This is a genomic window from Kribbella ginsengisoli, from assembly GCF_039537185.1.
Classification (GTDB): domain Bacteria; phylum Actinomycetota; class Actinomycetes; order Propionibacteriales; family Kribbellaceae; genus Kribbella; species Kribbella koreensis.
The window spans coordinates 89512-115626 of the sequence record NZ_BAABAA010000018.1 but is presented as its reverse complement, the minus strand read 5'-3'; the positions used below and the strand labels follow the sequence as shown (position 1 = coordinate 115626).

Here is a 26115-nt window from a genome sequence, read left to right as displayed (position 1 = left end):
GGCAGCCACTGACGCGTTCTTCGGCCGCTGACGCCCTACAGGCCGCCAGCCGCCGAAGAAACAGCGTTCGCCCTGCGGGGAGTGTGCGGCAGCGGGCCCGGTTGTCCACAGGGGTGGAGGTTTGGGGGTGGAGGGCGCGGGGTTCGGGTGCATGTTGTGGGGCATGAACTTGAAACTTTCGACGGTTGCGGCGAGGCGTGGTGGCTGGTTCGATCGCGCGGACGTGCTGGCGGCCGGGTACTCGGACGACGACATCCACCTGCGGATCAAGGACGGCAGCTGGGTCAGGCTGTTCCGCGGGGTGTACGCGGAGGTCGGTGTCGACTACGACTTGCTGGCGTCCTGGGATCAAAGGATCTGGCGACATGTTCGTACTGCGAAAGCCGCTTACCATCAGGCCGGCGGCGGGGCAGTTCTGAGTCATCAGTCGGCTCTCTTATTGCACGGTGTCCAGATCGGCGATCTCGACCTGAGCCGCGTACACCTCACCAATCTCGCGAGGCTCGGCCGCTCGACCAGATGGATGTGTCAGCACGCGCCGCGGCCGCCGGTCCTGGATCCGGTCGAGGTCGAGGGGGTCTGCCTGACACCGGCACCGCGATCGGTCGTCGAGGCGATCCGCGGTACGTCGTACCCGGTGGCTGTCTCGGTCGTTGACGAAGCGCTGCGGCGAGAACTCGCGACAGCCGCGCAGTTGTCGGAGGCGCTGGGCCTCTTCGGTGGTCGGACGGGCATCGGCACCGCGACCCGAGCGGTGCAGTTCGGCGACGGACGCTCCGAATCCGCGGGTGAGTCACGCCTTCGGGTGTTGATGGCAGACCTGGGATTGCCCAAGCCCCGCCTGCAGGCCGAAATCCGAGACCTGTCGGGTCGCCTGGTGGGACGAGTCGACTTTCTGTTCGAGGAGTGGGGCGTCATCGTGGAGTTCGACGGTGCGCTGAAGTACGCCGGCAAGGGTTCGGCTCCGTTGGTACTGGAGAAGGCCCGCGAAGATGCCCTCCGCGATCTCGGCTACGAGGTCGTCCGAGCCACTTGGCCGGATCTCTCCGCCCCCGCCGCCTTCGCTGTCCGCGTGGCCCAGGCGCGCGACCGGTCCCGAAGGCGGTCGAACGCAGTTCTTTCGGCCGCTGGCAACCTGCAGGGCGTCAGCCGCCGAACAAGTCGCTAGTCAGTCGTCGATCAGCGCTCGGAGGGGGTCTCGTTCGGGGGCTGGGACGTAGGTGGCGTAGTAGTCGTAGAGGTTTTGGCGGGTTAGGCGGGCGGCGGCGTGGCCGTTGCCGGCTCGGATGGCCTCGACTACCTCGGTGTGGTGGCGTAGGGACTCGAGCATGAGGGCGCGGCTGTTGGTCGCGTGGGCGATCTTGTCCGAGATCAGGCTCAGTACTACGCCGCGCACGACCTCGTTGCAGGTCTGGAGCAGGGAGTTGCGGCTGACTCGCGCGACTGCCTCGTGGAAGGCGACGTCGGCCTCGCTGAACGCGGCGAAGTCGACGTCGATCGCCGCCCGCATGGCGACCAGGGTCTGCTCCATCTCGACGAGTTGCTCGTCGGTGCGCAGCCGGGAGGCGAGCTGGATCGCCGCGCCGTCCATGATCATCCGGAAGGCGATCAGCTCGCTCAGCGTCAGCTCGTCGACGCGGGCCAGCCGGGTCATCTGCTTGCGCAGCGGGCCCTGGGAGAACGGCAGGATCTCCGGGCCGTTCGGGTCGCCCGGCCGGGAGCGGACGACGCCGTTGCTCTCCAGCACCCTGAGCGCCTCGCGCACGGTCGACCGGCTGACGGCGAACTGGCTGACGAGTTCGCGCTCGCTGGGCAGCCGCTGACCGGGAGCCAGTGAGCCGTCGGCCAGCGCGTCCTCGATCTGCTCGACGATCCGCTGGTACGCGCGGACCGTCTGCACCGGCTGGAAATTCGGCATCGGTCACCTCGATCGCTTGACAGTCCGTTCGGTAGCGACAAACCTAGTGGCCTATTCATACCTAGTCCACTGGTCTGACCAGTTACGGGTCCGGTGCCCACCGGCGATCCGCCGACGCCCGTCACCCCGTGGCCAGGCAAAATGCGCGCATGACGGTCAGAGGAGTTCGCGTGAAGTCGTATTCCACCCGGGCGATCGCGCTGCTCGGCGCCGCTCTACTGGCCGCATCGGCCGCGGCCTGCTCCGCGGGCTCCGGTACTACGCCAGGCTCGTCTCCCGGCGGCGACCAGTCGCTGGCCGTCGGCCTGGTCGCCGAGCCGGCCAGCCTGGACTTCACCACGACCGACGGCGCCGCGATCCCGCAGGTGCTGCTCGGCAACGTCTACAACGGGCTCGTCAAGCAGGATGAGACCGGCAAGATCGTGCCGGACCTGGCCAAGTCGTGGACCGTCTCGCCCGACCGCAAGACCTACACCTTCACCTTGGTCGACAATGCCAAGTTCACCAACGGAGCCGCCTTCACCGCGGCCGACGCGGTGTTCAGCATCAACCGGGTGAAGACGGCGTGGACGACCTCGCTGAAGTCGGCCATGGACGTCGTGTCCGCCGCCAAGGCCGTCTCGCCGACCGAGTTGCAGGTGACGCTGAGCGCGCCGAGCAACGGCTGGCTGTTCCGGATGACGACCCGGGTCGGCGCGATGTTCTCCCAGACCGGCATCGACAAGCTGGCCACCGACCCGGTCGGCACCGGACCGTACAAGTTCGGCAGCTGGAAGCGCGGCGACTCGATCGTGCTGCAGCGCAACGACGGGTACTGGGGCACGAAGCCGTTCTTCAACCAGGTCACGCTCAAGTACTTCAAGGATCCGACGGCGCTCAACAACGCGCTGCTGACCGGGACGATCAACGTCATCGGCACGGTGCAGGCGCCGGAGGCTCTCACCCAGTTCACCAGCAACAGCAAGTACCAGGTGATCGAGGGGACGACCAACGGCGAGGTCGTGCTGTCGTTCAACAACTCGCGGCCGGTGTTCAAGGACATCCGGGTGCGGCAGGCGATCCGGCAGGCGATCGATCACAAAGCCTTGCTGGACACGTGTTTCGCGGGCCGCGGCAAGCTGATCGGCAGTATGGTCCCGCCGACCGACCCGTGGTACGAGGACCTGACCGGCGTCGCGCCCTACGACAAGGCGAAGGCGACGGCCGCCTTGAAGGCAGCGGGTGCTGCTGGTGCGACGCTGCGGCTCCGGCTCCCGACGTTGCCCTATGCAACCTCTTGCGGTCAGGTGGTGAAGAGCCAGCTGGAGCAGGTCGGGCTGAAGGTGACGATCGACCAGCTCGAGTTCCCGGCGGCGTGGCTGACCACGGTGTTCAAGAACGCCGACTACGACATGTCGATCATCGCGCACGTCGAGCCGCGCGACCTTGGCGCCGTTTTCAACGCGAAGTACTACACCCGGTACGACGACCCGACGTTGGTCTCCCTGCTCGCCTCGGCGGACTCCGGCGACGAGGCCGCGCAGGTCGACAACATGAAGAAAGCCGCGCGCCGGATCTCCGAGCAGGCCGCCGCCGACTGGCTGTTCCTGCTGCCGAACCTGGTCGTCGCCGACAAGAACCTGACCGGCCTGCCCACCAACGCGATCACCGAGTCCTTCGATCTGTCCCGGCTCGCCCGTTCCTGATGATCCTTCGATTGGTCGAGCGCGCCGCGGTGCTGGTGATCAGCCTCGCGGTCGCCTCGGTGCTCGTCTTCGGATTCATGGCGGTACTCCCGGGCGACCCGGCCCGGGTCGCCCTCGGCGTCAACGCGTCGGACGAGGCTGTCGCCGCGTTGCGTCAGCAGTTCGGGCTGGATCGGCCGCTGACCACGCAGTACTTCGATTGGCTCGGCGGACTGTTGCAGGGCGACTTCGGTACGTCGTACGTGTCGAAGGTCGCGATCGGCCCACAGGTCGCCGACCGCTTTCAGGTCACGCTCTGGCTGGTCGTGGTCGGCATGGTCGTCGCGCTGGTGCTCGCCGCTCCGGCGGGAACGGTGATGGCCGCGCGCCATCGCCGGCTCTCTGGGCTGGCGCTCTCTGCGCTGTCCCAACTGGGAGTCGCGGTCCCGGCGTTTCTCGCGGGGATCTTGCTGATCATGGTCTTCGCGGTGAAGCTCGGCTGGCTGCCCGCGAATGGGTGGACGCCGCCGGCTTCGGATCCGGGGATGTTCCTCAAGCAGTTGATCTTGCCGGCGCTGTCGCTTGGGTTGGTACAGGGTGCTGTGCTGACTCGGTATGTGCGGAGCGCTGTGCTCGATGTGCTGCGTGAGGACTATCTGCGGACCGCGCGAGCGAAGGGGCTGCGGCCGTTTCCTGCGTTGTGGCGGCATGGGTTGCGCAATGCGGCCGTGCCGGTGGTGACCGTGCTCGGATTGCAGTTGGCGACGTTGCTGATCGGGGCGGTTGTGGTTGAGCGGGTGTTCGTCATTCCGGGGCTCGGCAGTCTGTTGCTCGATGGGGTGTCCAATCGCGATCTGCTGCTGGTGCAGGACGTGGTGATGGTGCTTGTCGTCGCCGTGCTGGTGGTCAACTTCCTCGTCGATCTCCTGTACGTCGCGCTGGATCCCCGGTTGCGGGTGGCGCGATGAGGCGGTGGAATCCAAGTCTCGTTGTCGGCTTGGCGATCGTCGGGCTGATCGTGGTCGTCGCCTTGCTGTCCTTCGTCTGGACTCCGTACGACGCGACGCTGGTGGACCCTGCTGTGCGGCTGGCCTCGCCGTCGTGGGCGCATTGGTTCGGGACGGACAAGTTCGGGCGGGATGTGCTGAGCCAGCTGATGGTCGGGTCGCGGACGACGCTCTTCGTCGGGTTGGTGGCGGTGGGGGTCGCGGCCGTCATCGGCGTACCGGTCGGTGTTTTCGCTGCGATGAGTCCGCGGTGGGTGTCGGAAGTGGTGATGCGGGGCAACGACTTGTTGCTGGCGTTTCCCGCGTTGCTGCTGGCGATCATGTTCGGGGCTGTTTTCGGGGCGAGTACGTTGACGGCGATGGTTGCCATCGGCATCGCTACGGTGCCTTCGTTCGCTCGCGTCATCCGGAGTGGGGCGTTGCAGGTGATGCGGACGGAGTACGTGCTGGCGGCTCGGGCTGCCGGGCGGCGGCCGTTTCCGGTGGCTTTGCGGCATGTGTTGCCCAATGTGACGAGCCTGATCACTGTGCAGGCTTCGGTGTCGTTCGCGATCGCGGTACTGGCCGAGGCGGCGTTGTCGTTTCTCGGGTATGGGACGCCACCGCCGACTCCCTCGTGGGGGCGGATGTTGCAGGAGAGCCAGGAGTTCTTGTTCAGCGCGCCGCGGCTGGCAGTGTTCCCGGGGGTGGCGATCGCTGTCGCAGTACTGGGGTTCAACCTGCTCGGGGACGGGTTGCGCGACCGGTTCGATCCGAAGCTGGAGGACCGGCGATGACCGACGTACTGCGCGATGAGGCGCGGGCTGATGTGCTCTCGGTGCAGGGGCTGACGGTGACGGTGCGGGACAAGACACTCGTCGCCGATGTGGATCTGACCGTCGGGCCGGGGGAGCGGGTCGGTCTGATCGGCGAGTCGGGATCCGGGAAGTCGCTGACGGCCTTGAGCATCATCGGATTGCTGCCCGAAGACGTTCATGCTGCTGGATCGGTAAGGCTGGCGGGCGTCTCACACGAACTGTTGGGCGCCGACGAACGCCAGATGTCTCGGGTGCGAGGTAGCTCGCTGGCGATGGTCTTCCAGGAGCCGATGACCGCGCTCAACCCGACCATGCGCGTGGGCGATCAGGTCGCCGAGGCGATGCTCATCCACCACACCGTCTCCGGACGTCGCGCCGGCCGTGTGGCCGCCGCCGAACTCCTGGACCGTGTCGGCCTGCCCGGCACCTCTCGCTCGTACCCGCATCAACTGTCTGGTGGCCAACGGCAACGAGTAGTCGTCGCTCTTGCCCTCGCCAACGATCCCGCCCTGCTGATCTGCGACGAACCGACCACCGCCCTGGACGTGACGGTCCAGGCGATGATCCTCGACCTGATCATGAAGGGCGTCGCTGCCCGTTCCTCCGCGTTGCTGTTCATCACCCATGACCTCGCCGTAGTCGCCACCGTCTGCCAGCGAGTCCTCGTCATGTACGGCGGCCGGGTAGTCGAATCCGGCCCAGTCGCCGAGATCTTCACCAACCCGCGCCACCGCTACACCCAAGGCCTGCTCGCCGCCTCTGACCTGGAGTCCGCCGAAGGCCGCTTGCCGACGATCCCCGGCAACGTCCCCGCGGCCGGCCAGTTCCCGTCCGGCTGCGTCTTCCGCACCCGCTGTTCCTTCGCCACCGACACCTGCGCTTCGTCTCCTCCTTGGGAAGGCACGGCCGACCACGGCTTCGCCTGCCATCACCCAGCTCCTTCGTTGGAGCCCGCCCATGCTTAACCCACCTCCCGCCGACCGCGGCCCCGGCGAACCCGGCGTCAGCGAGCCCGTGATCCGCGTGATCGACGTCCGCCGCGACTATCCCCGCGCCCGCACCTCGTTGCTCAAGGCGACCCCGCCCGTCCACGCCCTGCGCGGAGTCAGCCTCGAAGTACAACCCGGCGAACGGTTCGGCATAGTCGGCGAGTCCGGCTGCGGCAAGTCGACCCTTCTCCGCATCATCGCCGCCCTCGACCGCCCGACCTCCGGCCAGGTGGTTGTCGAAGGCACCGACATCACCCGCCTCCCCGAACGCCGCCTCAAGTTCCTCCGCTCGAACCTGCAGCTGGTCTTCCAGGACCCGATGAGTTCCCTCGACCCCCGCATGCGAGTGCGCGACATCATCGCCGAGCCGCTCGTAGTACAAGGCCATCCAGCCTCCGGCGCCCGGGTTCGCGAGCTCCTGGAAGCAGTCGGCCTGTCGGCCGACGCAGGCGACCGCTATCCGCACCAATTCTCCGGCGGGCAGCGTCAACGCATCTCGATCGCCCGCGCCCTGGCGCCGCGCCCGCGCATCCTCATCGCCGACGAACCGGTGAGCGCTCTCGACGTCTCCGTCCGCGCCCAGGTCCTCAACCTCATCTCCGACCTCGTCGACGAACTCAACCTCACCCTCGTCTTCGTCTCCCACGACCTCTCGGTGATCAAGCACGTCTGCGACCGGGTAGCCGTCATGCACGCCGGTTCGGTGGTCGAAACCGGCCCTACCGGTCAGGTCTACGCAACCCCCACCCACCCGTACACCCGCCGCCTCGTCTCCGCGATCCCCACCCTCCCGCGAGCCCTGGCCGGCGCCACCACGTCAGACCTCCTGAAAGGAGCCGCCGAATGAACTTCCCCGAAGGTCTACCGATCGGCTCCGGCTGGATCCCCGCGCCGTCCACAGCCCCCGTCCATTTCCCGTACGACGGAAGCGTGGTGGCCCAAGCTCCCATCGGTACCGTCGACCTGGCTCGCCAAGCCCTCGAGAACGCGCTCTCTGTCCGGGCCGAAGTCGGCCGCCTGCCCTCCCACGTGAGGCGCCGCGCCCTCCAGGGAGCGCTCTCCGCCCTCGCCGCACAGCGCGACGCCTTCGTCGACCTCCTCGTACTAGAGACAGGCAAGCCACTCGTCGACTGCCGCGTCGAGGTGGAGCGCACCCTTCTCACCCTGGAGACCTCAGCCGAAGAAGTAGCCCGCCTCCACGGCGAAACCGTCCCCCTCGACCTCCTGCCGAGCGGCGACGGCCTGCAAGGCTTCTGGATCCGCAAACCGATCGGCGTAGTCGTCGGCATCACCGGCTTCAACTACCCGCTCCTGCTCGCCTCCCACAAACTAGCCCCCGCCCTCGCCGCCGGCTGCCCGGTCATCATCAAGCCCGCCCCCCAAACCCCACTCGCCACCCTCTGGCTAGTCCACCTAGTGCGCGAAGCCCTCGTCGCAGCAGGCGCCCCACCTGCCGCGGTCCAACTAGTAACTGGTGGCCCAGAGGTCGGCGCCACCCTCACCACCGACCGCCGAATCGGCGCAGTCTCCTTCACCGGCTCGGCCACCGTCGGCCACCAAATAGCCCGGGACGCCGCCCCCACCAAGGTGTTGCTGGAGCTCGGCTCCAACTCAGCCCTGGTAGTAGCCGCCGACGCCAACCTCCCCGCGGCCGCCGACGCCGTCGTAAGAGGCGGCTACTACGCCTCCGGCCAAGCCTGCATCAGCATCCAGCGCGTAATAGTTCTCGAATCGGTCCGCAAAGACTTCGAGGCAGCGCTCAACGAGCGGATCCAGAAGGTCATCGTCGGCGACCCGCGATCGCCCGACACCCAGATCTCCAAGCTCATCGACGAACGCGCGACCGCCCGCGTCCAGGACTGGTTGCTGCAAGCCTCGCGCGCAGGCGCCGCTGTCGCGACAGCCGGGTCGCAGGTTGACGGCGTACTGGGTCCGGTGATGCTGATCGACGTACCGGATGGGCAACCGGCCTGGGATGAGGAGATCTTCGGTCCGGTGATCGCTCTTCGTTCCGTCCCTGATCTTGCGACAGCCTTCGACACCGTCAATGCCTCGCGGTACGGACTGCATACCAGTGTTTTCACCAGCTCTCTCGAGACCGCTTTCGCTGCGATCGATCAGCTCGACGTCGGGGGAGTGGTGGTCAACGAAGTACCGGGGTTCCGCTCCGACGTGATGCCGTACGGCGGTGTCAAGGACTCCGGTACCGGCCGCGAAGGCCCCCGCTTCGCCATCGAGGAACTGACCACCACCCGAATGGCGATCATCCGCCCGAAACCCCTGCCCCCGAAGCCCTGATCGCGAACTCCGAGGAGGTTCCCCGATGACCGACTACGCGAACTTGTTCCGGCTGGACGGTAAGCACGCGGTCGTCGTCGGCGCCGGCAGCGGAATCGGCCGCGAATCCGCCCTGGCCCTCGCCGCCCAAGGAGCCCGCGTCACCGCCGCCGACCGCGACCTGGCCGCCGCCACGGAGACAGCGTCTCTCGGCACCGGCACCGGCACCGGCACCGATGTCGGAGCGGGCACGCTTACGGCGTACCGGCTGGATGTTCTTGACGAGCAAGCAGTCGTGCGAGCTGCTCAGGAGCTCGGCGACGTCGACGTGCTGGTCTTCACTGCCGCGACGAACGTCCGCAAGCGCATCCTCGACTACACCGGCGAGGAATTCGACCGCGTCGTCGCACTCAACCTCCGCGCCTCCTTCGACCTGATCCGCGCCTTCGGCGGCCCGATGTCGACGCGTGGCCGCGGCAGCATCATCGGCTTCAGCTCCATCCGCGCGACCACAGTCGAACCAGGCCAATCGGTCTATGCAGCAACCAAAGCCGGCCTGGTCCAACTCCTCCGCACCGCAGCCGCCGAACTCGGCCCCAACGGGGTCCGCGTCAACGCCATCGCCCCTGGCGTGGTCGAAACCCCTCTCACCGCCCAGATCAAAGCCAACCCAGCCTGGTACGACGCCTACGCCCAGAAGTCAGCCCTAGCCCGCTGGGCCACCCCCGGCGAGCTAGCCGGCGCCGTCGTCTACCTAGCCTCCGACGCGTCGACTTTCGTCACCGGCAGCGTCCTCCACGTAGACGGCGGCTGGACCGCAGTAGACGGCCGCTTCGACCCACCGAACTGACGCGCCGCCGCCCCGGCCCCCACCGCCAGCCCCGACCTCGACTGGAGCAAAGATGACTGAGCGCCTCGCCGATCTGACCGCCGTCGAGCTCGTTTCCCGTTACCAGGAAGGCTCTCTGTCACCCGTCGAGGTGCTGGAGGACGTACTCGCCCGAGTCGACTCCCTGGAACCCAGGCTCTGCGCCCTCTATGCGCCAGACCCGACGGCGGCCCGCGCGGCAGCCCGCGATTCGGAGTACAGGTGGCGTACAGGGGAACCGGCGGGCCCGCTGGACGGCGTACCGGTCACCGTCAAGGAAAACATCGCCACCCGCGGCACCCCAGTCCCGCAAGGAACAGCCGCCGCAGACCTGACCCCAGCAACCGATGACGCCCCAGCCGCCGCCCGCCTGCGCGCATCCGGCGCCGTCATCTTCAGCAAAACCACCATGCCGGAGTACGGCATGCTCTCCTCCGGCGTCTCCACCTTCCACCACCTGTCCCGCAACCCCTGGGACCCCGCCCGTACGCCGGGAGGCTCCAGCGCCGGAGCAGGCGCAGCAGCGGCCGCCGGGTACGGCCCGATCCACCTAGGTACCGACATCGGAGGCTCCATCCGCCTCCCCGCCGGCTGGTGTGGAGTAGTAGGCCTCAAGCCCACCCACGGCCGAGTAGCGGTCGGCAACCCCTACCCAGGCAGAGCAATCGGCCCCCTAGCCCGTACTGCAGCCGACGCCGCGCTAGCCCTCACCGTCATCTCCGGCCCCGACCGCCGCGACTACACCTCCCTCCCACCCTTGCCCGACAGCACCAGCCACGGCAACAGCGACAACCCGGCCCTGGACCCGCAAGGCCTCCGCATCGGCCTGCTGCTCGACGCCGGCCTCGGCCTGCCGGTAGACCCCGAGGTGAGCGCCGCCGTCTCCGCCGCAGCAACCCTGCTCGAGAAGGCCGGCGCCATCGTCGAACCGATCCCGCCGATCATCACCCGTGCCATGCTCGACGGCCTCGACCACTTCTGGCGGGTGCGTTCGGCGTACGACATCAACGCCATCCCCGAGGGCCGTCGCACCAAAGTGCTGCCAGAGATCCGCCGCTGGGTCTCCACCGCCACCGAACTGACCGCCTTCGACGTCTTCCACGGCTACTCCCAGATGCACGCCATGGCCGTCGCCGTCGACGCCGCCTTCGCCACGTACGACTTCATCCTCTCGCCGGTCGCACCGATCACGGCCTTCCCAGCCGAGCTCGCCTACCCAACAGACGACCCGCTGAAGCCCTTCGAGCACATCGCCTTCACCGTCCCGTACAACATGTCAACCCACCCCGCCGCCACCGTCAACTGCGGCTTCTCAAGCACCGGCCTGCCGATCGGCCTCCAGATAGCCGCCCCCCGCTTCAACGACCTGGCCGCCCTCCGCCTGGCCGCCTACGTCGACTCCCTGGTCCCCGATCACCGCCCTTGGCCGGCCTGAGCAAGCCTCAACTGTGGTCGAGGATCACTCCCAGCCTTCAGAATCTCCATCAGCACCGGCGCGGGCAGATGCAACTCATCGGCCAGCTCGTCCGACCCATACCCGGACTTCTCCAGCAACTCGAAGGTGAGCTGAAGGAGCGTCGGCGCCTCGATCGCAGTCAACTGACCTGGCTCCGGATACCCCCACTCGTTGAGCTGCTGCATGCCACGCCGATAGGCATTCGGAGTCAGTACTTCGAGGTGGTGCGCCCGATAGACGAGCGCCTTCAGCGAAACGCCCCACCGTTGCTTGAGGTGATGCAACCTCTCCCAGTCAAGCCGACGGGGGAGTTCCTCAACGATCTCGTCCGCAGGCATCAGGAACTCCGCCGCAAACGAGTCGGCCTCCTTCTCCACAATCCGCGACCCCGGCGCCGCATCGAAATGCATCACCAGATGAGCCAACTCATGCGCCGAATCGAACCGCGCCCGCGCCGCATCCCCCTTGGCCGGATTGAGCAACACCACCGGCCGAGTAGGCAAATGAGCCGAGAACGCATCAACAGACTGCGAAATCTCCGGCAACCGCAACACCAAAACCCCAGCCGCCTCGAGCATCCTCACCACATGCGGCACCGGCCCAGCCGCGAGGTTGAAATGCGCCCGCGCCTCAGCCGCCAGCTTGGCGATGTCCGCGAGATCCGGAGCCTCAGGCGCCCGCAGATCAGGCAAGAGCAGATGCGGCAACTCGACATGTTGCTCAAGCGCAGTCAGTACGTCCGCAGCCAACTCAGCAAACGCCAACGCCTGATCCCGCTGCAACTGACTCGTAGTCCGCAAACTCCTGAAGTGCGGACTCGAAGCCGACCCTGGCTGCAACGACCTCCCCAGCGTAAAAAACTCACCCGGCACACCCAGCGCCAACGCCATAGCAGCCACCAACGGCAAGGTCGGCCGAGTCTGCCCCCGCTCGAACTGACTAACCGCCGCCGGCGTCACCCGAATCAAATCCGCCAACTCACCCCGCCGCACCCCCCGAAGCCGCCGCGCCAACGCCAACCGCAACGGATCAAACCGCACCGCGACTCCCGCCGCCCGGCGCTCCCGAGCCCCGACATCAAGCCGCACAAGATCTCCGGCGGCCCCCTTTGTGCCCGAGCCGACGTCAACCACCACCCCCGCGGACTCCTCGACACCCGCATCGAGGCGTGCGGCAGCGTTTGCGGACCGGCTGTTCTGCGGGTCCGCGTCTTGCTCACGCGCCATCGTTGGCGGCCGCCTGCTGGTCAGTACCGCGGAGACGGACAGCAATCGGAGGTACCGGCCGTTGATCGAACCGATCCGCGTCGTACCCTGTCACCGGCACGATCGGCAGCTGGTCACCAGGCAGATCCCGGTACACGAGCTTCACCGCGAACCAAGGCCCCGCGCCATCCTTCGTGTCCCGCGGAAACCCCACATGCACAGCAACATCGCCCGTCTCGGCATCACCAGCCCACGCCAGATGCAAATACCGCGGCGACCCAGCAGCCGAGTTCGCCGCCAACTCCTCCTCCGGCAGCTCGAAGCCCTCGAACAGCTCCAGCTGTTGACTGTTGGCCGCCGGCCCCTCGTGCCTGGTCGCCGACGAGTCCCAATCGATCGAGTACGGATCCGCCCGCACAGACTTCCCCGGCAACTTCGACGCCCGCAGAATCCGCCCCAGATGCACAACCCGCAACGAGTTCCCCTGAAGATCCGCCCGCACATCAACCCGTTGCGCGAACTCCTGCACGGTCCGATTCGCGAAGTTCCGCGCCGACCCCATCCCAAGCGTGACCGCGTCATCGCCCAGCGCCGGTTCGTGCCGATCGAGATTGGTCCGCCACACGTCACGGAGCAAGCCGATCAACTCCGGCAGGACACCACTGGCCTTCCAGTCCGATGTCACCTCGTCGAGCAGGTCTTCATGCATGCGACAAGTTATAGCGGAACCCCCGGACAATTGCCGGGAAATCAAGTGGGTGTCGCGGTCAGTACTCCCCGTAGACCTGGACCTTGGTCCCGATCGGGGTCTCCTCGAAGATGTGGTGGATCTGCGGCCGCATCACCCGGACGCAGCGGTGGCTCGCCGGGTACGTCTTGATCAGCGTGTTGACCCGGCTCCCGTGCAGCGCGATCCCCGGCCGGTCCTTGAGGAAGTACAGCGAGTCGTACATGAACGCGTCGTCGTACAGGCTGCTCTCGTGGGCGCCCGCCCACTTGCGCCACACCTTGCCGGTCCGGTTCGGCGTCTCGTACCCCGGTCCGCCGGTCGATACCCAGACGATCCGGCGGATCTCCTTGCCGACGATCTGGTACAGCACCAGGCACGTCTTGTTGACGTAGATCCCGGGCTCCTTGGTCGCCGCCGGCCGCTTCGTTGCCGTCAGCACCGACCGGACGTCCGCTCCCGTCAGCCCGCCACGGCTGACCGGCATGCCGTTGGTCTCGCGCCAGGCGCACAATGCCTGCTTGGCCCGCTTCGTGATGTCGCCGTCGACATCGCCGACGGGGTATCCGAGCGCGTCGAGCTTCGCCTCCACCTGCTTCGCGTACGCCGAAATGGGGCGCGGCTTCGGCTTCACCGTCGGCTTGGTCGTGGGTTTGACGGTCGGTGGGGTGCTTGGCGTGGTCGGCGTACCGGGCGTGTTCGATGCTCCGGGCGTGCTCGAAGTACCAGGTGTGCTTGACGTGCTGGGCGTACTCGAGGCGCTCGTACTGCTCGACGGGCTCGGGGACGTGGCGGTAGCGCTCGGCGTACCGGAGGAACCCGAATCAGCCGCCACATCCGCGCATCCGGTCACCGTAACGGCGAGCAGGACGACACCAGCAACGAGACCACGCCGTCGAGACACGATTCCCCTTTCCGTCGGCTTTCCCAGAGTCGCAGAGCGACAGCGCCATCAGCCGAAGACCCGCCGCACGCCACCACCGCCCGCCGAGGCTAGTACCACCGCAGGCTCCTCGACCCCCATCTGTTCCAACCCGTCACCGAACCGTTGCGCTCGGCAGTCGACGCACCTGCGGTCAACAGGACACCCATCGAACCGCGAAGGACCTGCTCCGACCGGCAAACTTGCCCTTCGACAAGTCCGCCCGCGCGCTGGTCTCAATCGACGAGTTGGTCGAGCGCCACTGGGAGGACGTGCAGTATCCAGCCAACCCCAGTGGCATGATTCATACCTGCGTACGCTGGCTCGTCGGCTCCCAGGTATTCCGCCCGCGATCGCGGCTATCTCCTCAACGAGGAACCGACGGACCTGGCGTGCTTCCGCCTACTGAACCGTCGAGGCCGCCGCGACGATCGCCCCCGCGACCCGCGCTGGCCTTGAATTCCGCCGGGTCCGCCGCGGAGACGACACCGCCAAAGCGCGGTCTTCCCAAGTCCTCACCTCAGCCTCAGCAGCTGCGCTACCCACAGGTCGTAGCCGAAGCCCGCTACTGCCTAGCCGAAGCACCTACCGCCTAAGCAACTCGTTCGATGCAGTTCCCGGGAGCCTTAGCCACCCCAACCAAGGCAGCCCCCACACCACCGCCGCCCAGCAACTCCTGATCAAACGGCCTGCGTCCCGCCCAACCTGCCCTAACCTCTCAGCAGACTGCTCAGCCGTCGCTCAGAGACCGACGGCTGGTAGGAACTCCGGCTTCTCAGAGCCCAAGATCCCGCAGGAACTCCGGCTTGTAGGCCTGCATCACCACATACCGAGGATCAGGCGTCTCAACACCCTCATAGCTCGGCTCAGGCGCATCCGCGTCATCGGCCGGCGTACTCGGATCCACCCACTCCTGCTTCGCGTGACTCCACCGGGTCAACGTGTAGTCCGCACTCAACCGATCGTCGGCAACAAGCTCCCGCACAGTCTTCTCAGCCTCACGAGCATCCGCCTCGGTGTTCGCATAAATCAGCAACCGAGACCCATCCCGGGTAACCGTCACCTGCCCACCCAGCCGCTTCTCCGCCGCATGATCAAGATCCACCGCCCGCAACCGCTCCAAGAACGACAACCCATGCTCAGCGTCATCCAACTCAACCTCAACGCGGTACTCATCAGCCATACCCCCACCCTACCGACCAGATCGGCCGCCCTCGCGCACCAACCCAACTACCGTCCTCAACAGGGGATTCCTAGCAACTCGCCCACGCCTACGCCCACGCCCACGCCCAGGCCTACGCCCACGCCTACGCCCAGGCCTACGCCGCGCATGGCCACCATGCGCCAAGCCGTCCGTGCTCACACGGCCCTAGCCCCCACCCACCCCTCCGAGTTTGGCCTCCTTCGTCGCCCACTTGGTGACGGCATCTGGTTGCCGTGCGCGCCTATTCGGCCGACCGACTGCTAAGCCGGACAACCCTCTTGGATTCGTCTTCCGTGCAAACCCTGCGTTCGCGCCACGCTCCCGCCCGCTCGTTCACAACGCCAGCTCCCGGCGCCCCGCAACCTCAGCTCCCGCCAACTCGCAACGCCAGCTCCCGCCACCCGCAAGGCCAGCTCCTGCTACCCCCAACGCCAGTTCCCGCCAACCCCCAATGCGGGCTCATCGGTTGCCCGCTGGTCACAGCCGCCACGCAAGGCTCGTCTACCGCAACGAAGTCCTGCGACATCGCTCCGACCGCTCGGCACACCGTCGTCTGGGCTCATAAGCCAGCGGTGGCATATGGCCCGCCGCAACACACCTTGTACTTCTTTCCCGACCCACACCAGCAGACCTGATTGCGCCCCGGTGGCCACTCGATCACCGTGCCCTCGTCGATCTGGTTCACGAGCGCCAGTACCTCCGCCATCGATCTGGCGTCGCGAACTGCCGGGTCCGGGTCGTCGTCGACCGTGCCGATCGAACGCGGCACAGTCAGCACCCGCCCGCTCGGATGCGCACGAAGTACCCGCTCAACGTCCTGGTAGTACTCGTCGGCACTGTCCGCCGGGATGCTATGCGGCCAGAGACAGTCCGCGTGCCCGAGTTGGTCGCGCGCCCAGAAATGAATGCGGCCGCTAATCACCCGTGGATTGCCCAGAAGGTACGGCAGGTCGATCGATTTGTCCTCCAGCTCCACCGGACCGGCCTCAGCCACCAGATCCTGGTCATCAAGGCGGATCTCCAACGCCCACTTCACCCGGCGCAGGCTGGCCGTGAGCTGGCGAGCCCAAAGCGGCGCGCCCGCGCTCCGTTGCTCAGCTGTGAGAGCACTGACCGCAGTGGAGAAGAAGAACAATGCGGCTTGCAGCTCACCCCGCTCTTCCAGCAGCTCCCCGGCAAGAGACCACGGGGCGCCGAGCACTCTCCGCCCATCGGTGAGCCCAACCAGTTCGGCCTGAGCCTTCTCATCCTCATCTCGCCGGAACAAATAGTCGGCGTACTCAAGACGACCCCAGTCGGCGAAATTGCCCCCTTCGGCGATCATCTCCTTCCAGATCGCGATCGCCTTGTCCGGAGTTCCGCCCAGCAGATGCCCCTGCGCGGAGTCCAGAAGATTCGTGAGTCGGTCGGCCTCCGAAGTACGGAGCTGGTCTGCTGTCAAGTCGTTCATGCCAGAGAAGATATGGACGTTTGCCCGCTGCCCCGGAACGATCTGAAACCTGTGGACAAGCCACTCTCATCGCGCACAGTGACATCTGCCGCCGAAGAATCGACCGGAACCAATCACCTATACTTCTGAGTCATGGAGCTGAGGCATCTCGAGCATTTCGTCGCCGTCGCCGAGCAGAAGCACTTCACCCGGGCCGCGGAGGCGATGTCGATCTCGCAGTCCGGCCTGTCCGCCTCGATCCGTGCCCTCGAGCGCGAACTCCACGCCTCCCTCTTCGTCCGCAACACCCGCAGCGTCGAACTCACCGAGGCGGGCCGAGCCCTCCTCTGCGAAGGCCGCCGCACCCTGGCAGCCGCCGAGGCAGCAAAGGACGCGGTAGCCGCAGTACAGGGCCTACTCCGCGGCCACCTAACCGTCGGCCTAGAGCAATGCCTGGGCGTAGTAGACGTCCCCGCCCTCCTTGCCAAGTTCCGTTCCGCCTACCCAGCAGTCGAAATCGAAGTCCGCCAAGGCGGCTCCACCCCCATGCTCGAAGAACTAGCCTCAGGCCGCTTGGACGTAGCCTTCGTAGCCACCGCCGGACACCCCATCGACGGCCTGGACCTCCGCCCCCTCTCCACCGAAGACATGGTCATGGTCTGCTCAGCCGAACACCGCCTAGCCTCCGCCTCAGCGGTCTCACTCGGAGACCTGGCAGGGGAGTCCTTCGTGGATTTCGACCGCACGTGGGGCGCTCGCTCGATCTCCGACAACGCATTCACGACCGCGGGCGTCGCGCACCCGGTGACCATCGAGGTCAACGACGTCCACACACTCCTCGCCTTGGTCAGTCACAACCTCGGCGTAGCGCTGGTCCCCGAACGTATTGCGGCTAAGCGCGGCGACCACGTCACAGTGCCACTTGTCCCGAACTCAGCCGACTCCTGGCAAGTCTCCGTGGCTATCCCCACCGGCTCGGCCGCATCTCTCGCCGCCGATGCCCTGCTCGGTCTGCTCCCCACCTCCAAAATCAACAAGCCGGCAGCCTGACGGCTTACCGGCTTGCTGAGCCTGGTTAAGACCTACCAGGCGTAGTCCTCGGGGGCGGTCTTGTAGCCCGGGAAGATCTCGTCGAGTTGGGCGAGTGCCTTGTCGTCGAGCTTCAGGTCAACGGCCCGTACTGCGGACTCCAACTGCTCCATCGTGCGCGGGCCGACGATCGGGCCGGTTACGGCGGGCTGGTGGAGTAGCCAGGCGAGGGCGACGTCGCCCGGGGCATGGCCGAGTTCGTCGGCGAACGCTTCGTACTGTTCGATCTGCGGCCGCATCTTCTCGACGGCCTCCTTGGCGCGGCCCTCGAGTCGACGCACACCCTCGACGTCCTTCTTCAGTACGCCGCCCAGCAACCCACCCTGCAGCGGCGACCACGGAATCACGCCAAGCCCGAACTCCTGCGCCGCCGGCAGCACCTCGCGCTCCACATCCCGCACGATCAGGTTGTAGATCGACTGCTCGCTGACCAGCCCGGTGTAGTTGCGCTTAGCCGCCTCGGCCTGCGCCTGAGCAATATGCCATCCGGCGAAGTTGCTGCTACCGGCGTACAGGATCTTCCCCTGCTGCACCGCCACCTCCATCGCCTGCCAAATCTCCTCCCACGGAGTGGCCCGGTCGACGTGGTGGAACTGGTACAGATCGATGTAGTCCGTCTGCAACCGCTTCAGCGAAGCATCCAGCGCCCGCCGAATGTTCAGCGCCGACAGCTTCCCCTCGTTAGGCCACCCATCGCCCATGTCCCCATAGACCTTCGTGGCCAGCACAGTCTTGTGCCTGTTGGCGGGATCCTTCGCGAACCACTCACCAACGATCTCCTCCGTCCGCCCCGGGTAGATCGCCCGCCCGTACCCGTTGGCGGTGTCGAAGAAGTTGATCCCAGCCTCATGAGCCGCACTCATGATCGCGTGCGAGTCCTCCACGCTCGTATGCGGCCCGAAATTCATAGTCCCCAACACGATCCGACTGACCGACAACCCCGTACGCCCAAGCTGAGTGAATTCCATATCCCCAACCTCCCTCGCTCCGGCCCAGATTTCCAACAGAAGAATCCACTCAGTTCGATCACTCAGTCTTCTGAGTCCCCGGTACGCCGTACCGCCACCGCCGGCGAACCTGGCGCTGACCGGACGGTTGCGACAGACTGCTGCGATGTCTGCTGAGTATGTCGAGACCGACCAGTTCCGTGGCGCCCGCATCCACCTGAGCGACCTCGCCGGCCTGGAGATCCGCGACTGCGAGGTCACCAACCTGAAGATCGTCGATTGCTACGGCGCCGACATCTCCCTCGGCGGCGACTTCAAGCGCCTGACCGTCAACGACGTCGACGTCACCGCGTACGTCGAGTCCGAACTGGACCGCCTCCACCCAACCCGCGCCCTAGCCCGCGAGGCGCAAACCCCCGACGACTACAGAACCGCCTGGGACGCCATCGAGACCATGTGGGAGGCAACCCTCACTCGGGCCAAACTCCTACCGGAGGAAAAGCTCCACGAGCAGGTAGCCGGCGAATGGTCCTTCGTAGAAACCCACCGCCACCTACTGTTCGCCGCAGACGCCTGGCTAGGCAACTGCGTCCTAGAGGAAGCCTCCCCGTACCACCCCCTTGGCTTCCCCGCCGGCGGAATGCCCGCCGACGAATCGGCCAAGCTCGGCCTAACCCTCGACGCCACCCCAACCCTCGACGAGGTACTAGCCCCACGCCGAGCCCGCATGGCCAAGATGCGCCACGCCGTCGAAGCCCTCACCGACTCAGAGCTCGACCGAGTCTGCACCCGCAAGCCCGCCGACCCGTACCCCGACACCGAGTACGTCGTACGCCGCTGCCTGAAGGTGGTACTGAAAGAAGAAGCCGAACACCACCGCTACGCAGTACGCGACCTCGCCGTACTCGAGGCCTAGTACCACAACCGCTGGACCCGCCAGTTCGTCCGCACGGCGCGGCGATCAGAGCACGCTGCTCCCGCTAGTGCCCCGGCGATCAGAGCGCGGCCCTCCCGTTCACTGCGCGGTGATCACGGCGCGTTGCTTGGTTCCCGCCCGCGGATGACTCGCGATCGCGACCAGACCCTCGATCGAAGCGGCACGGACGATCCACGACGTCAGCACGCGATCGGCCGTACCGTCGCTCCGCGACCCTCCGTCGAGCCGCAACGCGCTGCGCCCGCTGAGCTGTCCCAACGTGACCCGGTTCGGACCGCGTTCGATCGACGCGCCGGCGGGCAGCCTCAACTCAGCTGTCAACGGAAGTACCAGCTTCTCCCGAGCAGCACGCGCACTGATCTGTGTAGGCAGCCAACCAGTGTTAGCGATGCCGACGTCTACGCGCCACAGATCGTCGCCAAGCGAGGTCGCCTCGGCGCGCAAGATCTCGATGCAAGGCGCAGCCAACGCCTGGTGCACGGCAAAGTCCGCATGCGGAGCAACCTCAGCCGCCAACAACGCCCTTGGCGGATTGGACAGCAGCCGGAACCAGTCCGCACCACCGATCTCAACCGGCCCGAGCTGCGGATGTTCGAAAGGCCGCCAAGGCAGGTAGTACTCGCCGTGCGCATCACTCCACTTAGCGATCGCCAACTCCTCAGCAGGCGACAACCCGACGTACCAAATATCAGTCGAGCTGCGCTTCCCAGTAGCCGCGTGCACAGCATCCCAGAACTCGGTCGTCCAAGAGAACACGCCAAGATGCTCGTACGCCCAGTCATCAGACGCACCGCTCATAGTCTCGGTCTTGTCCCAAGTGAAGTCCTCGAACACCGAGTGCACCGGATATCCAGTGAGCTCCGTACCTCGGCGCCCCAACTCCTTCCACGTCCACACATCCGTCGACGGGAGTGCCGAATCAGCCTGCGTACTGGACGGCCGGAGCAACACCCCACCCGACGTGTGATAAGCGTTGTACCCACAGATATTAGGCCGCGCGACGATCGCCCGGATCAGCGAGTCAATCTCCGGCTCACTCAACGGATGATCCCCGGACCCCAACACCCCGGTACCCCATCCCGCCGGAAAGTTGCGATTCATATCCAGCCCCTGCGGCGGCCGCGGCGTGGGAACAGTAAACCCATCGAAGTCCCGAATGGTGCCCTCAGCAAGCAACCTGTACCGCCGAACCCCAGCCGGTACGACGCCATCCGCCGGCACCGGCACCATCACCCGCGCATCATCCTCATGCGCGACCCACCCACCATTGGCATCGGCGATGCGCATCGTCAGCACACGCCCATCCCCATCAACATCATGCTCAACCAGCCCCGGCCACTGATGCGCATCCCGATAAGGCCAAGGCCGCATACTGCTACGCCGATAAACGGGGGAGTCCGCCAACGCAGCCTCGACCCCATCAGGATTAACCCGCGGTGCCACATAAAACGTCCGAGTCCTCAACGCCTCAACCGCAACCTCATCCCCTCGCTCACCCGCCGTCACAAGATGCTGCAACAAACTCAGCGCCGCCACCCCAGAGGTCACCTCCGTGGCATGAATATTCGCATCCACCCAATGCGCAGGCTTACTGTCATGCGCCCCCGTACTCACATCAGTAACCGTTGCCAACAGCAACGCCCGCCCCTCGAACGACATCCCATACGAATCAACACTCACCAAGCCGGGATACCGCTCGACAAGCCCCGCCAACGTCTCCGCCAGCTCCTCATAACGCAAAAACCGATCAAGCTCCACCCTGCGGACCCTACCCCGCCGCCAGCCCACGACCGCCTGGGTTCAGCCCGGGTTCTTGGCTGGGTGCCAGTCGGGGAGCTGATCGGGGGACCGTGGGAACCGTTGTTGATCGTCGGTGAGCATCTCCGCCGTTGCATCGCCATCCAGCGGCGGGTTGTCGTAGTCGAAATCCGCCTCGAACCTGCCGGTCGCATCGACGGTGAACTTCGCGCCGTACCAAGTTCCCTTACCCGGTTGATACATGACGTCGCGGAGCTCTTCGAGCGCTTCTTCACCAGCATCGTCGATGGTTTCGGTGTCCACGATGCTTCCGTCGGCTGTCCTGGCTTCCAAACCAGACTCCATCATCGAGTGGACAGCGCTCACGAGGAGTGTGACTTCCTCCCACTGGTCGGGCGCTGAGGCAACCATCGATCGACCGATGACGGTCAGCAACTCGGTGTTCCTGTCGAGGGACATCGTCATTCCTCTTCTGCTTTGGGTACGTTTCGTATCCGGACTCTGAGGCGCTTGCCGCTGCCGATCTTGTGGTAGACGACGATGATATCGGGACGGTCCCGGCGCCGGCCGTAGCCGAGATCGACCGAAACTTCCACCTGCTCGCCGTTCTCGATTGCCTTTCGCCACCTCTTCTCGACTACTGCGTACTGCCCCAGGTTGACCTTGGCCGCCTCCATCGGAATCAGGTTCATTCGGCCGATCGGACCTCTGAAGATGCGGGCGAAGATGTGACCCGCGTGATCCCCGGGCAGCTTGCCGATCAGCTTGCGCTGCGCGGTCGGATCGCGTGGATGGTCGAGATCGAGGACGTCAAGGATCGCGCTGGCCCGGATGACACGGCCCAACTCGTCTGTCTCGAACGTGAACTTCTCATCAACGCGGATCGTCGAGTTGGGTGGAGGACTGTTCAAAGACATCTTGTGATCCAAATCGGAGGTCGACAACTCGATGACCTTTCTCGTCGACCTGGTCCGAGCCTCCTCGTCGCGCTGCGGGCCGATTATCGGCGTACTTCCGCCAGGCGACTCCGCTCTCCGAGCTCTCGAGCTTCCGGCCGGTTCGGCGGCGCGAACACCACTGACCATCTGCTCGACCCAGCCGCGTGCTCGGGAAGGGGCCATCGACAGGAGGTGCGCTGCTTCCTCGCATCGCCTTGCGGCTTCATCCAGTTGTATCGCCGCCATGCGGGCAGCGGGATTGTTGCTCATACTGCCAACCCATCCAGCGGACTCTCGGTACCTGCCGGCGCGGTCCTGTAGATACGCCACCACGCGCGGAATCTCGTCCAAAGCGGCGAGCAACTGCTGAGCAACCCGCTGCAGCTCCGAGGGCATGCCGGCGCCGGCTAGATCTGGTCGGCATAGCTGCGACAGCCGGCCTCAGCGATCTGGAGTGCTTGAACGGCCTGCTCAACCGACTTCCCAGCTGCCTCGAGCACAGCGGAGATATCACGATCTGCGCCGGTGGCCGATCCCCGGATAAGTGCTTGTACTTGCTGACCGGACTGCTCGAAGCGCTGCTTGAACCCAGCCAGACTCGCCGCACCTTGACGAGACTGGTCGGCCAAGCCATGGAGTTGCATCTTCATCTGTTCGATCTGGGACACATTTGCCTCACTTCTCGAATGCGATCGCTGAACGGCCCCATGCGCCGTCCCTCGCCAGGCGCATGCGACGAGGGACGGCGGGGATTCCCCGAGGCCGCCGTCCGAGCCTCGGGAGTGGAACGGCTGGCAAGCGCAGGCGGAAGTCACAACGCCGCGCCAGCCGGCATTCGGGCCGTCTGATCCGTCAGGGAATGCCAGGTCGGGCGGGTCAGATCAGCTCAGGGAGTTTCAAGCGCCATCACTCGGGCGCCGGTCGCCCGCTCGAACTTGTCCCTGATGTCGTCATAGATGGAACGTTACGTAAGCCACGGGTAGTAGCTCGATGGACTTGCGGGAACTTGCGAGCGCCATCGTCAGACCACCTACGAACAGCCCCTACTCAAGCAGTTCGCGAAGAGCTTCGGCAATCAGATTGCGCGCTCGAGGTCCGTAGACCGCGAGCTTGGTGAGCGCTGTGAAGGTTTCCGCGTACATGCCGATCTCGCGCGGATTCGTGATCGTCAGAAACCCCGAGACGAGTTCGACGTTGGCCTGCTTGTTGTCGAAGATGTAGAAGTCTTCCACCGGCCATCGGGGCGTCCGGTCCACGGTCGTCGGGATGAAACCGAGACTGACCGATGGCAGCCGCATGACGTCGAGTAGGTGGCGCAGCTGTTGGGCCAGTATCTCGGGGCCGCCGACCTGGTAGCGCAACGTGGCTACCTCGAGGACGAACGCGAACTTGTGGTCGCCTTCGTAGAGAATGTGCTGCCGGTCCATGCGCTCAGCCACGGCGACCGCGACGTCGTCGACGGGAACCTGGCGGCGGTCTCGGAGCGAGGCCAGCACCGCGGTCGTGTACTCGGAGGTCTGCAGCAAGCCAGGAATCATGCTCTGGCAATACGACCGGTACTGTTTGGTCCGCTCGTAGATGTCCCGCACGGAGGCATTGAGTTGCGCCAGACCGGCCTGTTCAGCTCGTCGCCAATCCAGCCACATCGAGTTGACAGCACGCAGTTCACCGACGAGCTCAGCTATCAATTTCGGCGCCGAGCAGACGTAGCACCACGCCCGCAGATCAGCTTCTGATGGCTGCTGCTTGGCGTGCTCGATCCGAGACGTCTTCGCCTCGTGCCAGCCCGCCGCGGAAGACAGCGCTCGTGCGGTCAGGCCGGCATCGAGCCTGATCTCCTGCAGGCGGTTCGCGAGAGCCTGGCGAGCGCTTTGTGCGCTGGAGAATTTTGACTCTGTCATTGGTCTGAGCCCTCAACGGGCGTGGTCAGTCGTCAGTTACGTGGAAGCCGGGTACTGGTCATGGTCGGCACCGCGCTCCCAGGCGGCCTCAAACGCGGAGGCGCACAATTTCACGACCTCCGGGTCCGTACTCACGTCGCTGCCCATGAAGCGCCCATCGCCGGCGAAGAGATAGAACTGCAGGACGCTGTCGTCAAAAATCCAGACGTCGTTCCCGGGCAGCGCGAGGTCTGATACCCGCGGACGGCCAACCCAGCGGATCTGCTCACCAGCGGCGATGTTGACCCGGGACGTCACCGCGTACTCGAACGCGATGTACTCCGAAAACGGTTCGCTGACGATCCGTACACGCTTCATCTGGATCCCGCGCTCGATCGCGCTACGAGCAACCTCGGTCCACCCGGCGTACTCCTCGACCGCTCGGTCCAGATCGCCCGCCCGCCAGGCTTGGTAGGCGGGATCGTCGATCATGTACTGGTCGCGGAGCTCCAGCTTGAGAGCCGTCCTGGTGCACTTCGCAAGCAGCTCATCGAACGACTCCGGCACGGCACGCCTCCAGAATGGTCTCGACCATGCGGGCCGGAAGCCTCACGACGGATTCGGAGTCCGACGGCGCACAGTCCGCCGACATCTTCACCAGCATCTCCGGGTCGATCACCGTCTCGCCCTGGAAATAGAAGTCGCCACTCGCGTCGTCCCGGAAGACCGCCGGACAGTTGTTCCCGGGGCACTCCGGGTCCTTGCCATGAAACTGCACAGCCATCGTGACCTCCAGTATCGAGCGCTTGCGATCGCATGCGCCCCGAGTCACATCCTCAGCCCGATCCCGCCTCCCAGCCAACCGTACAAGCCCGAGGTCGCAAGTTCGCGCAAGTTTGTTGCGTGAGGCCGTCTGTTCGGAAACCTTGGGACGCCCGGTAGCCGCCGAGGACCGGCACCGGCCTTGCGGTCGACCTGCCTACTTCACGTCGACGCTTGAGGCGTCGGCGGCCGCAGCCGTCGAACGCACCAGCGGCGACTCGACCTTGGCGTCGGTCCAGCTCCGGGTGACCGCGTCGTCGAGCGAATCTTCGTCGATCTTCCGACCGAGCGCCGAGGCCAGGACATGGACTGCCAGGCGTGGCGGGATGGCGTTCCCGATCTGTTGGGCGATATCGCGGCCTGACCACGGATAATCATTCGGGAACGTCTGCAGCATGCCTGCTTCGGCATAGTCGAATCGTTCGATGATTCCACCCTGCATCTGAACTCTGTTGCGTCGGATCTTGCCGGTGACCGTGAATGCCGGCTCATCTGAGCCCCGACGTCCACGGAGCTTCGGATTTCCTCCGGTTCCGTAGTTCGAGATGACAGTGAAGGATGTTGGCCTGGCCAGGGTGTCTCCCATGGTCCTCCAAGGCAGTAGGGACTGGTCGCCTTCATCGCGGGGGACTCCTCGGCGGTACTGGCGATGAGTCGGAGTGGGCATACTGGCCACGGCGTCCCGACGTGCGATCAAGATGGCGCGGCGCCGGGTCTGTGGAACGCCGAACTGCTCTGTCCGGAGTATCTCGCACTCACAGCTGTAGCCGATGCGTCTCAAGACATCCCGCACTGCACGCCAGACAGGGAGGACAGCCGGAACCTGCTCCAGAACGACCGCCTCGTAGGGTTTACCGTCCTGGTGTGCCTCGAGAACCCAGCGAAGCGGCTCGAGGACCAGCCTGGTCCTTTCGTCAAGGGTCGTGAACACCTCTGCGGGGTCCTCGCCGAAAGCCATGCCCTCGGCGGCTGTGACGACTTCGTTCAGGGCGCGGCGACCGTGACCGCTTCCCGCGACCGTGTACGTCTGGCACGGCGGTCCGCCGGTCAGGACCTTCGCATCCGGGAAATTCCTCGGCCGGAATTTCTGGACGTCGCCCTCGTGTGTCGCCAGGTGCGCCTCATAGCGCGTAGCGCACGCATCAGCATCCCATTCGATACCGTCCGCGGCCACGCCGAGCCATTGTGCGGCTACGTCCAGCCCACCGGGTCCTGCGAACAGATCCACCATGTGCACATTCAGAGGTAGACCGTGCTGATCCCGGGTCATGACGGGCAAGT

At 65.7% G+C, this 26115-nt stretch carries 26 protein-coding genes and 1 pseudogene; 11 read left to right on the top strand and 16 right to left on the bottom strand.

The genetic code is table 11. The features are described from left to right. Positions 1 to 163: 163 nt before the first annotated feature. On the top strand, positions 164 to 1168 hold the full coding sequence (locus ABD768_RS38720; RefSeq protein WP_344849271.1) for a type IV toxin-antitoxin system AbiEi family antitoxin domain-containing protein: 1005 nt from the start codon (positions 164 to 166) through the stop codon (positions 1166 to 1168). On the opposite strand, the gene ABD768_RS38715 is transcribed toward ABD768_RS38720, so the two are convergent. Next, on the bottom strand, positions 1169 to 1918 hold the full coding sequence (locus ABD768_RS38715; RefSeq protein WP_344849269.1) for a FadR/GntR family transcriptional regulator: 750 nt from the start codon (positions 1916 to 1918) through the stop codon (positions 1169 to 1171). It abuts the gene before it with no gap. Between the two features lie 170 nt (positions 1919 to 2088). Here ABD768_RS38715 and ABD768_RS38710 point away from each other — a divergent pair, with 170 nt between their 5' ends. The 8 genes from ABD768_RS38710 to ABD768_RS38675 are packed head-to-tail and all read left to right on the top strand — an operon-like array spanning position 2089 to position 10955. Next, the gene (locus tag ABD768_RS38710) at positions 2089 to 3603 is read left to right on the top strand and encodes an ABC transporter substrate-binding protein (RefSeq protein WP_344849267.1); all 1515 of its coding nucleotides are present in this window, start codon (positions 2089 to 2091) and stop codon (positions 3601 to 3603) included. Beyond that, the gene (locus ABD768_RS38705) at positions 3603 to 4550 is read left to right on the top strand and encodes an ABC transporter permease (protein WP_344849265.1); all 948 of its coding nucleotides are present in this window, start codon (positions 3603 to 3605) and stop codon (positions 4548 to 4550) included. The genes ABD768_RS38710 and ABD768_RS38705 overlap by 1 nt, the downstream gene beginning before the upstream one ends. After that, positions 4547 to 5365 carry an ABC transporter permease gene (locus ABD768_RS38700; RefSeq protein ID WP_343966495.1) on the top strand — a complete coding sequence of 273 codons (819 nt, stop codon included), beginning with the start codon at positions 4547 to 4549 and terminating at the stop codon, positions 5363 to 5365. The genes ABD768_RS38705 and ABD768_RS38700 overlap by 4 nt, the downstream gene beginning before the upstream one ends. After that, a complete protein-coding gene (locus tag ABD768_RS38695) occupies positions 5362 to 6351 on the top strand; it encodes an ABC transporter ATP-binding protein (protein WP_344849263.1) in 990 nt (329 codons plus the stop codon). Before ABD768_RS38700 ends, ABD768_RS38695 begins: the two co-directional genes overlap by 4 nt. After that, a complete protein-coding gene (locus ABD768_RS38690; protein ID WP_344849261.1) occupies positions 6344 to 7222 on the top strand; it encodes an ATP-binding cassette domain-containing protein in 879 nt (292 codons plus the stop codon). Before ABD768_RS38695 ends, ABD768_RS38690 begins: the two co-directional genes overlap by 8 nt. Further along, entirely contained in the window at positions 7219 to 8673 is a 1455-nt protein-coding gene (locus tag ABD768_RS38685; RefSeq protein ID WP_344849259.1) for an aldehyde dehydrogenase family protein, read from the top strand. The genes ABD768_RS38690 and ABD768_RS38685 overlap by 4 nt, the downstream gene beginning before the upstream one ends. Positions 8674 to 8698: 25 nt before the next feature. After that, positions 8699 to 9502, top strand: coding sequence for an SDR family NAD(P)-dependent oxidoreductase (locus tag ABD768_RS38680; RefSeq protein ID WP_344849258.1), 804 nt, complete (start codon positions 8699 to 8701; stop codon positions 9500 to 9502). Between the two features lie 52 nt (positions 9503 to 9554). After that, on the top strand, positions 9555 to 10955 hold the full coding sequence (locus ABD768_RS38675) for an amidase (protein WP_344849257.1): 1401 nt from the start codon (positions 9555 to 9557) through the stop codon (positions 10953 to 10955). Here the strand turns inward: ABD768_RS38675 and ABD768_RS38670 are convergent. From ABD768_RS38670 to ABD768_RS38645, 6 genes and pseudogenes are all read right to left on the bottom strand, one after another. Then, on the bottom strand, positions 10934 to 11776 hold the full coding sequence (locus tag ABD768_RS38670; protein ID WP_343966610.1) for an ImmA/IrrE family metallo-endopeptidase: 843 nt from the start codon (positions 11774 to 11776) through the stop codon (positions 10934 to 10936). The two genes, ABD768_RS38675 and ABD768_RS38670, sit on opposite strands and share 22 nt — an antisense overlap. Before the next feature lie 69 nt (positions 11777 to 11845). Next, positions 11846 to 12202, bottom strand: a pseudogene (locus ABD768_RS38665) (helix-turn-helix domain-containing protein); the annotation flags it as partial. Continuing rightward, positions 12192 to 12890, bottom strand: a complete 699-nt coding sequence (locus tag ABD768_RS38660) for a hypothetical protein (RefSeq protein ID WP_343966480.1) — start codon at positions 12888 to 12890, stop codon at positions 12192 to 12194. The gene ABD768_RS38660 and the pseudogene ABD768_RS38665, both read right to left, overlap by 11 nt. Before the next feature lie 58 nt (positions 12891 to 12948). After that, positions 12949 to 13812 carry a L,D-transpeptidase family protein gene (locus tag ABD768_RS38655; protein ID WP_343966478.1) on the bottom strand — a complete coding sequence of 288 codons (864 nt, stop codon included), beginning with the start codon at positions 13810 to 13812 and terminating at the stop codon, positions 12949 to 12951. 793 nt (positions 13813 to 14605) lie between these two features. Next, complete coding sequence (locus tag ABD768_RS38650) at positions 14606 to 15013, bottom strand: hypothetical protein (RefSeq protein ID WP_344849255.1); 408 nt, start codon at positions 15011 to 15013, stop codon at positions 14606 to 14608. A 580-nt stretch (positions 15014 to 15593) separates the two neighbouring features. After that, positions 15594 to 16484, bottom strand: coding sequence for an SEC-C domain-containing protein (locus ABD768_RS38645; protein WP_344849253.1), 891 nt, complete (start codon positions 16482 to 16484; stop codon positions 15594 to 15596). 132 nt (positions 16485 to 16616) lie between these two features. On the opposite strand from ABD768_RS38645, the gene ABD768_RS38640 reads away from it, so the two are divergent. Beyond that, on the top strand, positions 16617 to 17513 hold the full coding sequence (locus ABD768_RS38640) for a LysR family transcriptional regulator (RefSeq protein WP_344849250.1): 897 nt from the start codon (positions 16617 to 16619) through the stop codon (positions 17511 to 17513). Between the two features lie 32 nt (positions 17514 to 17545). Here ABD768_RS38640 and ABD768_RS38635 read toward each other — a convergent pair whose 3' ends face one another. Further along, positions 17546 to 18520 carry an aldo/keto reductase gene (locus tag ABD768_RS38635; protein ID WP_344849248.1) on the bottom strand — a complete coding sequence of 325 codons (975 nt, stop codon included), beginning with the start codon at positions 18518 to 18520 and terminating at the stop codon, positions 17546 to 17548. Between the two features lie 145 nt (positions 18521 to 18665). Between ABD768_RS38635 and ABD768_RS38630 the strand changes: the two genes are divergently transcribed. Further along, the gene (locus ABD768_RS38630) at positions 18666 to 19415 is read left to right on the top strand and encodes a DinB family protein (protein ID WP_344849246.1); all 750 of its coding nucleotides are present in this window, start codon (positions 18666 to 18668) and stop codon (positions 19413 to 19415) included. 99 nt (positions 19416 to 19514) lie between these two features. Here ABD768_RS38630 and ABD768_RS38625 read toward each other — a convergent pair whose 3' ends face one another. From ABD768_RS38625 to ABD768_RS38590, 8 genes are all read right to left on the bottom strand, one after another. Further along, positions 19515 to 21194, bottom strand: a complete 1680-nt coding sequence (locus tag ABD768_RS38625; RefSeq protein ID WP_344849244.1) for a M14 family metallopeptidase — start codon at positions 21192 to 21194, stop codon at positions 19515 to 19517. Between the two features lie 42 nt (positions 21195 to 21236). Further along, positions 21237 to 21629, bottom strand: coding sequence for an antitoxin YezG family protein (locus ABD768_RS38620; RefSeq protein ID WP_344849242.1), 393 nt, complete (start codon positions 21627 to 21629; stop codon positions 21237 to 21239). A gap of 26 nt (positions 21630 to 21655) precedes the next feature. Further along, a complete protein-coding gene (locus tag ABD768_RS38615) occupies positions 21656 to 22402 on the bottom strand; it encodes a DNA/RNA non-specific endonuclease (protein WP_344849240.1) in 747 nt (248 codons plus the stop codon). Between the two features lie 137 nt (positions 22403 to 22539). Then, complete coding sequence (locus ABD768_RS38610) at positions 22540 to 22800, bottom strand: hypothetical protein (RefSeq protein ID WP_344849238.1); 261 nt, start codon at positions 22798 to 22800, stop codon at positions 22540 to 22542. Between the two features lie 375 nt (positions 22801 to 23175). Next, positions 23176 to 24033, bottom strand: a complete 858-nt coding sequence (locus tag ABD768_RS38605; RefSeq protein ID WP_344849236.1) for a helix-turn-helix domain-containing protein — start codon at positions 24031 to 24033, stop codon at positions 23176 to 23178. 36 nt (positions 24034 to 24069) lie between these two features. After that, on the bottom strand, positions 24070 to 24579 hold the full coding sequence (locus ABD768_RS38600) for a DUF6879 family protein (protein ID WP_344849234.1): 510 nt from the start codon (positions 24577 to 24579) through the stop codon (positions 24070 to 24072). After that, entirely contained in the window at positions 24560 to 24796 is a 237-nt protein-coding gene (locus tag ABD768_RS38595; RefSeq protein ID WP_344849232.1) for a hypothetical protein, read from the bottom strand. The genes ABD768_RS38600 and ABD768_RS38595 overlap by 20 nt, the downstream gene beginning before the upstream one ends. Before the next feature lie 195 nt (positions 24797 to 24991). Then, the gene (locus ABD768_RS38590) at positions 24992 to 26104 is read right to left on the bottom strand and encodes a DNA cytosine methyltransferase (protein ID WP_344849230.1); all 1113 of its coding nucleotides are present in this window, start codon (positions 26102 to 26104) and stop codon (positions 24992 to 24994) included. Between the last annotated feature and the right edge of the window lie 11 nt (positions 26105 to 26115).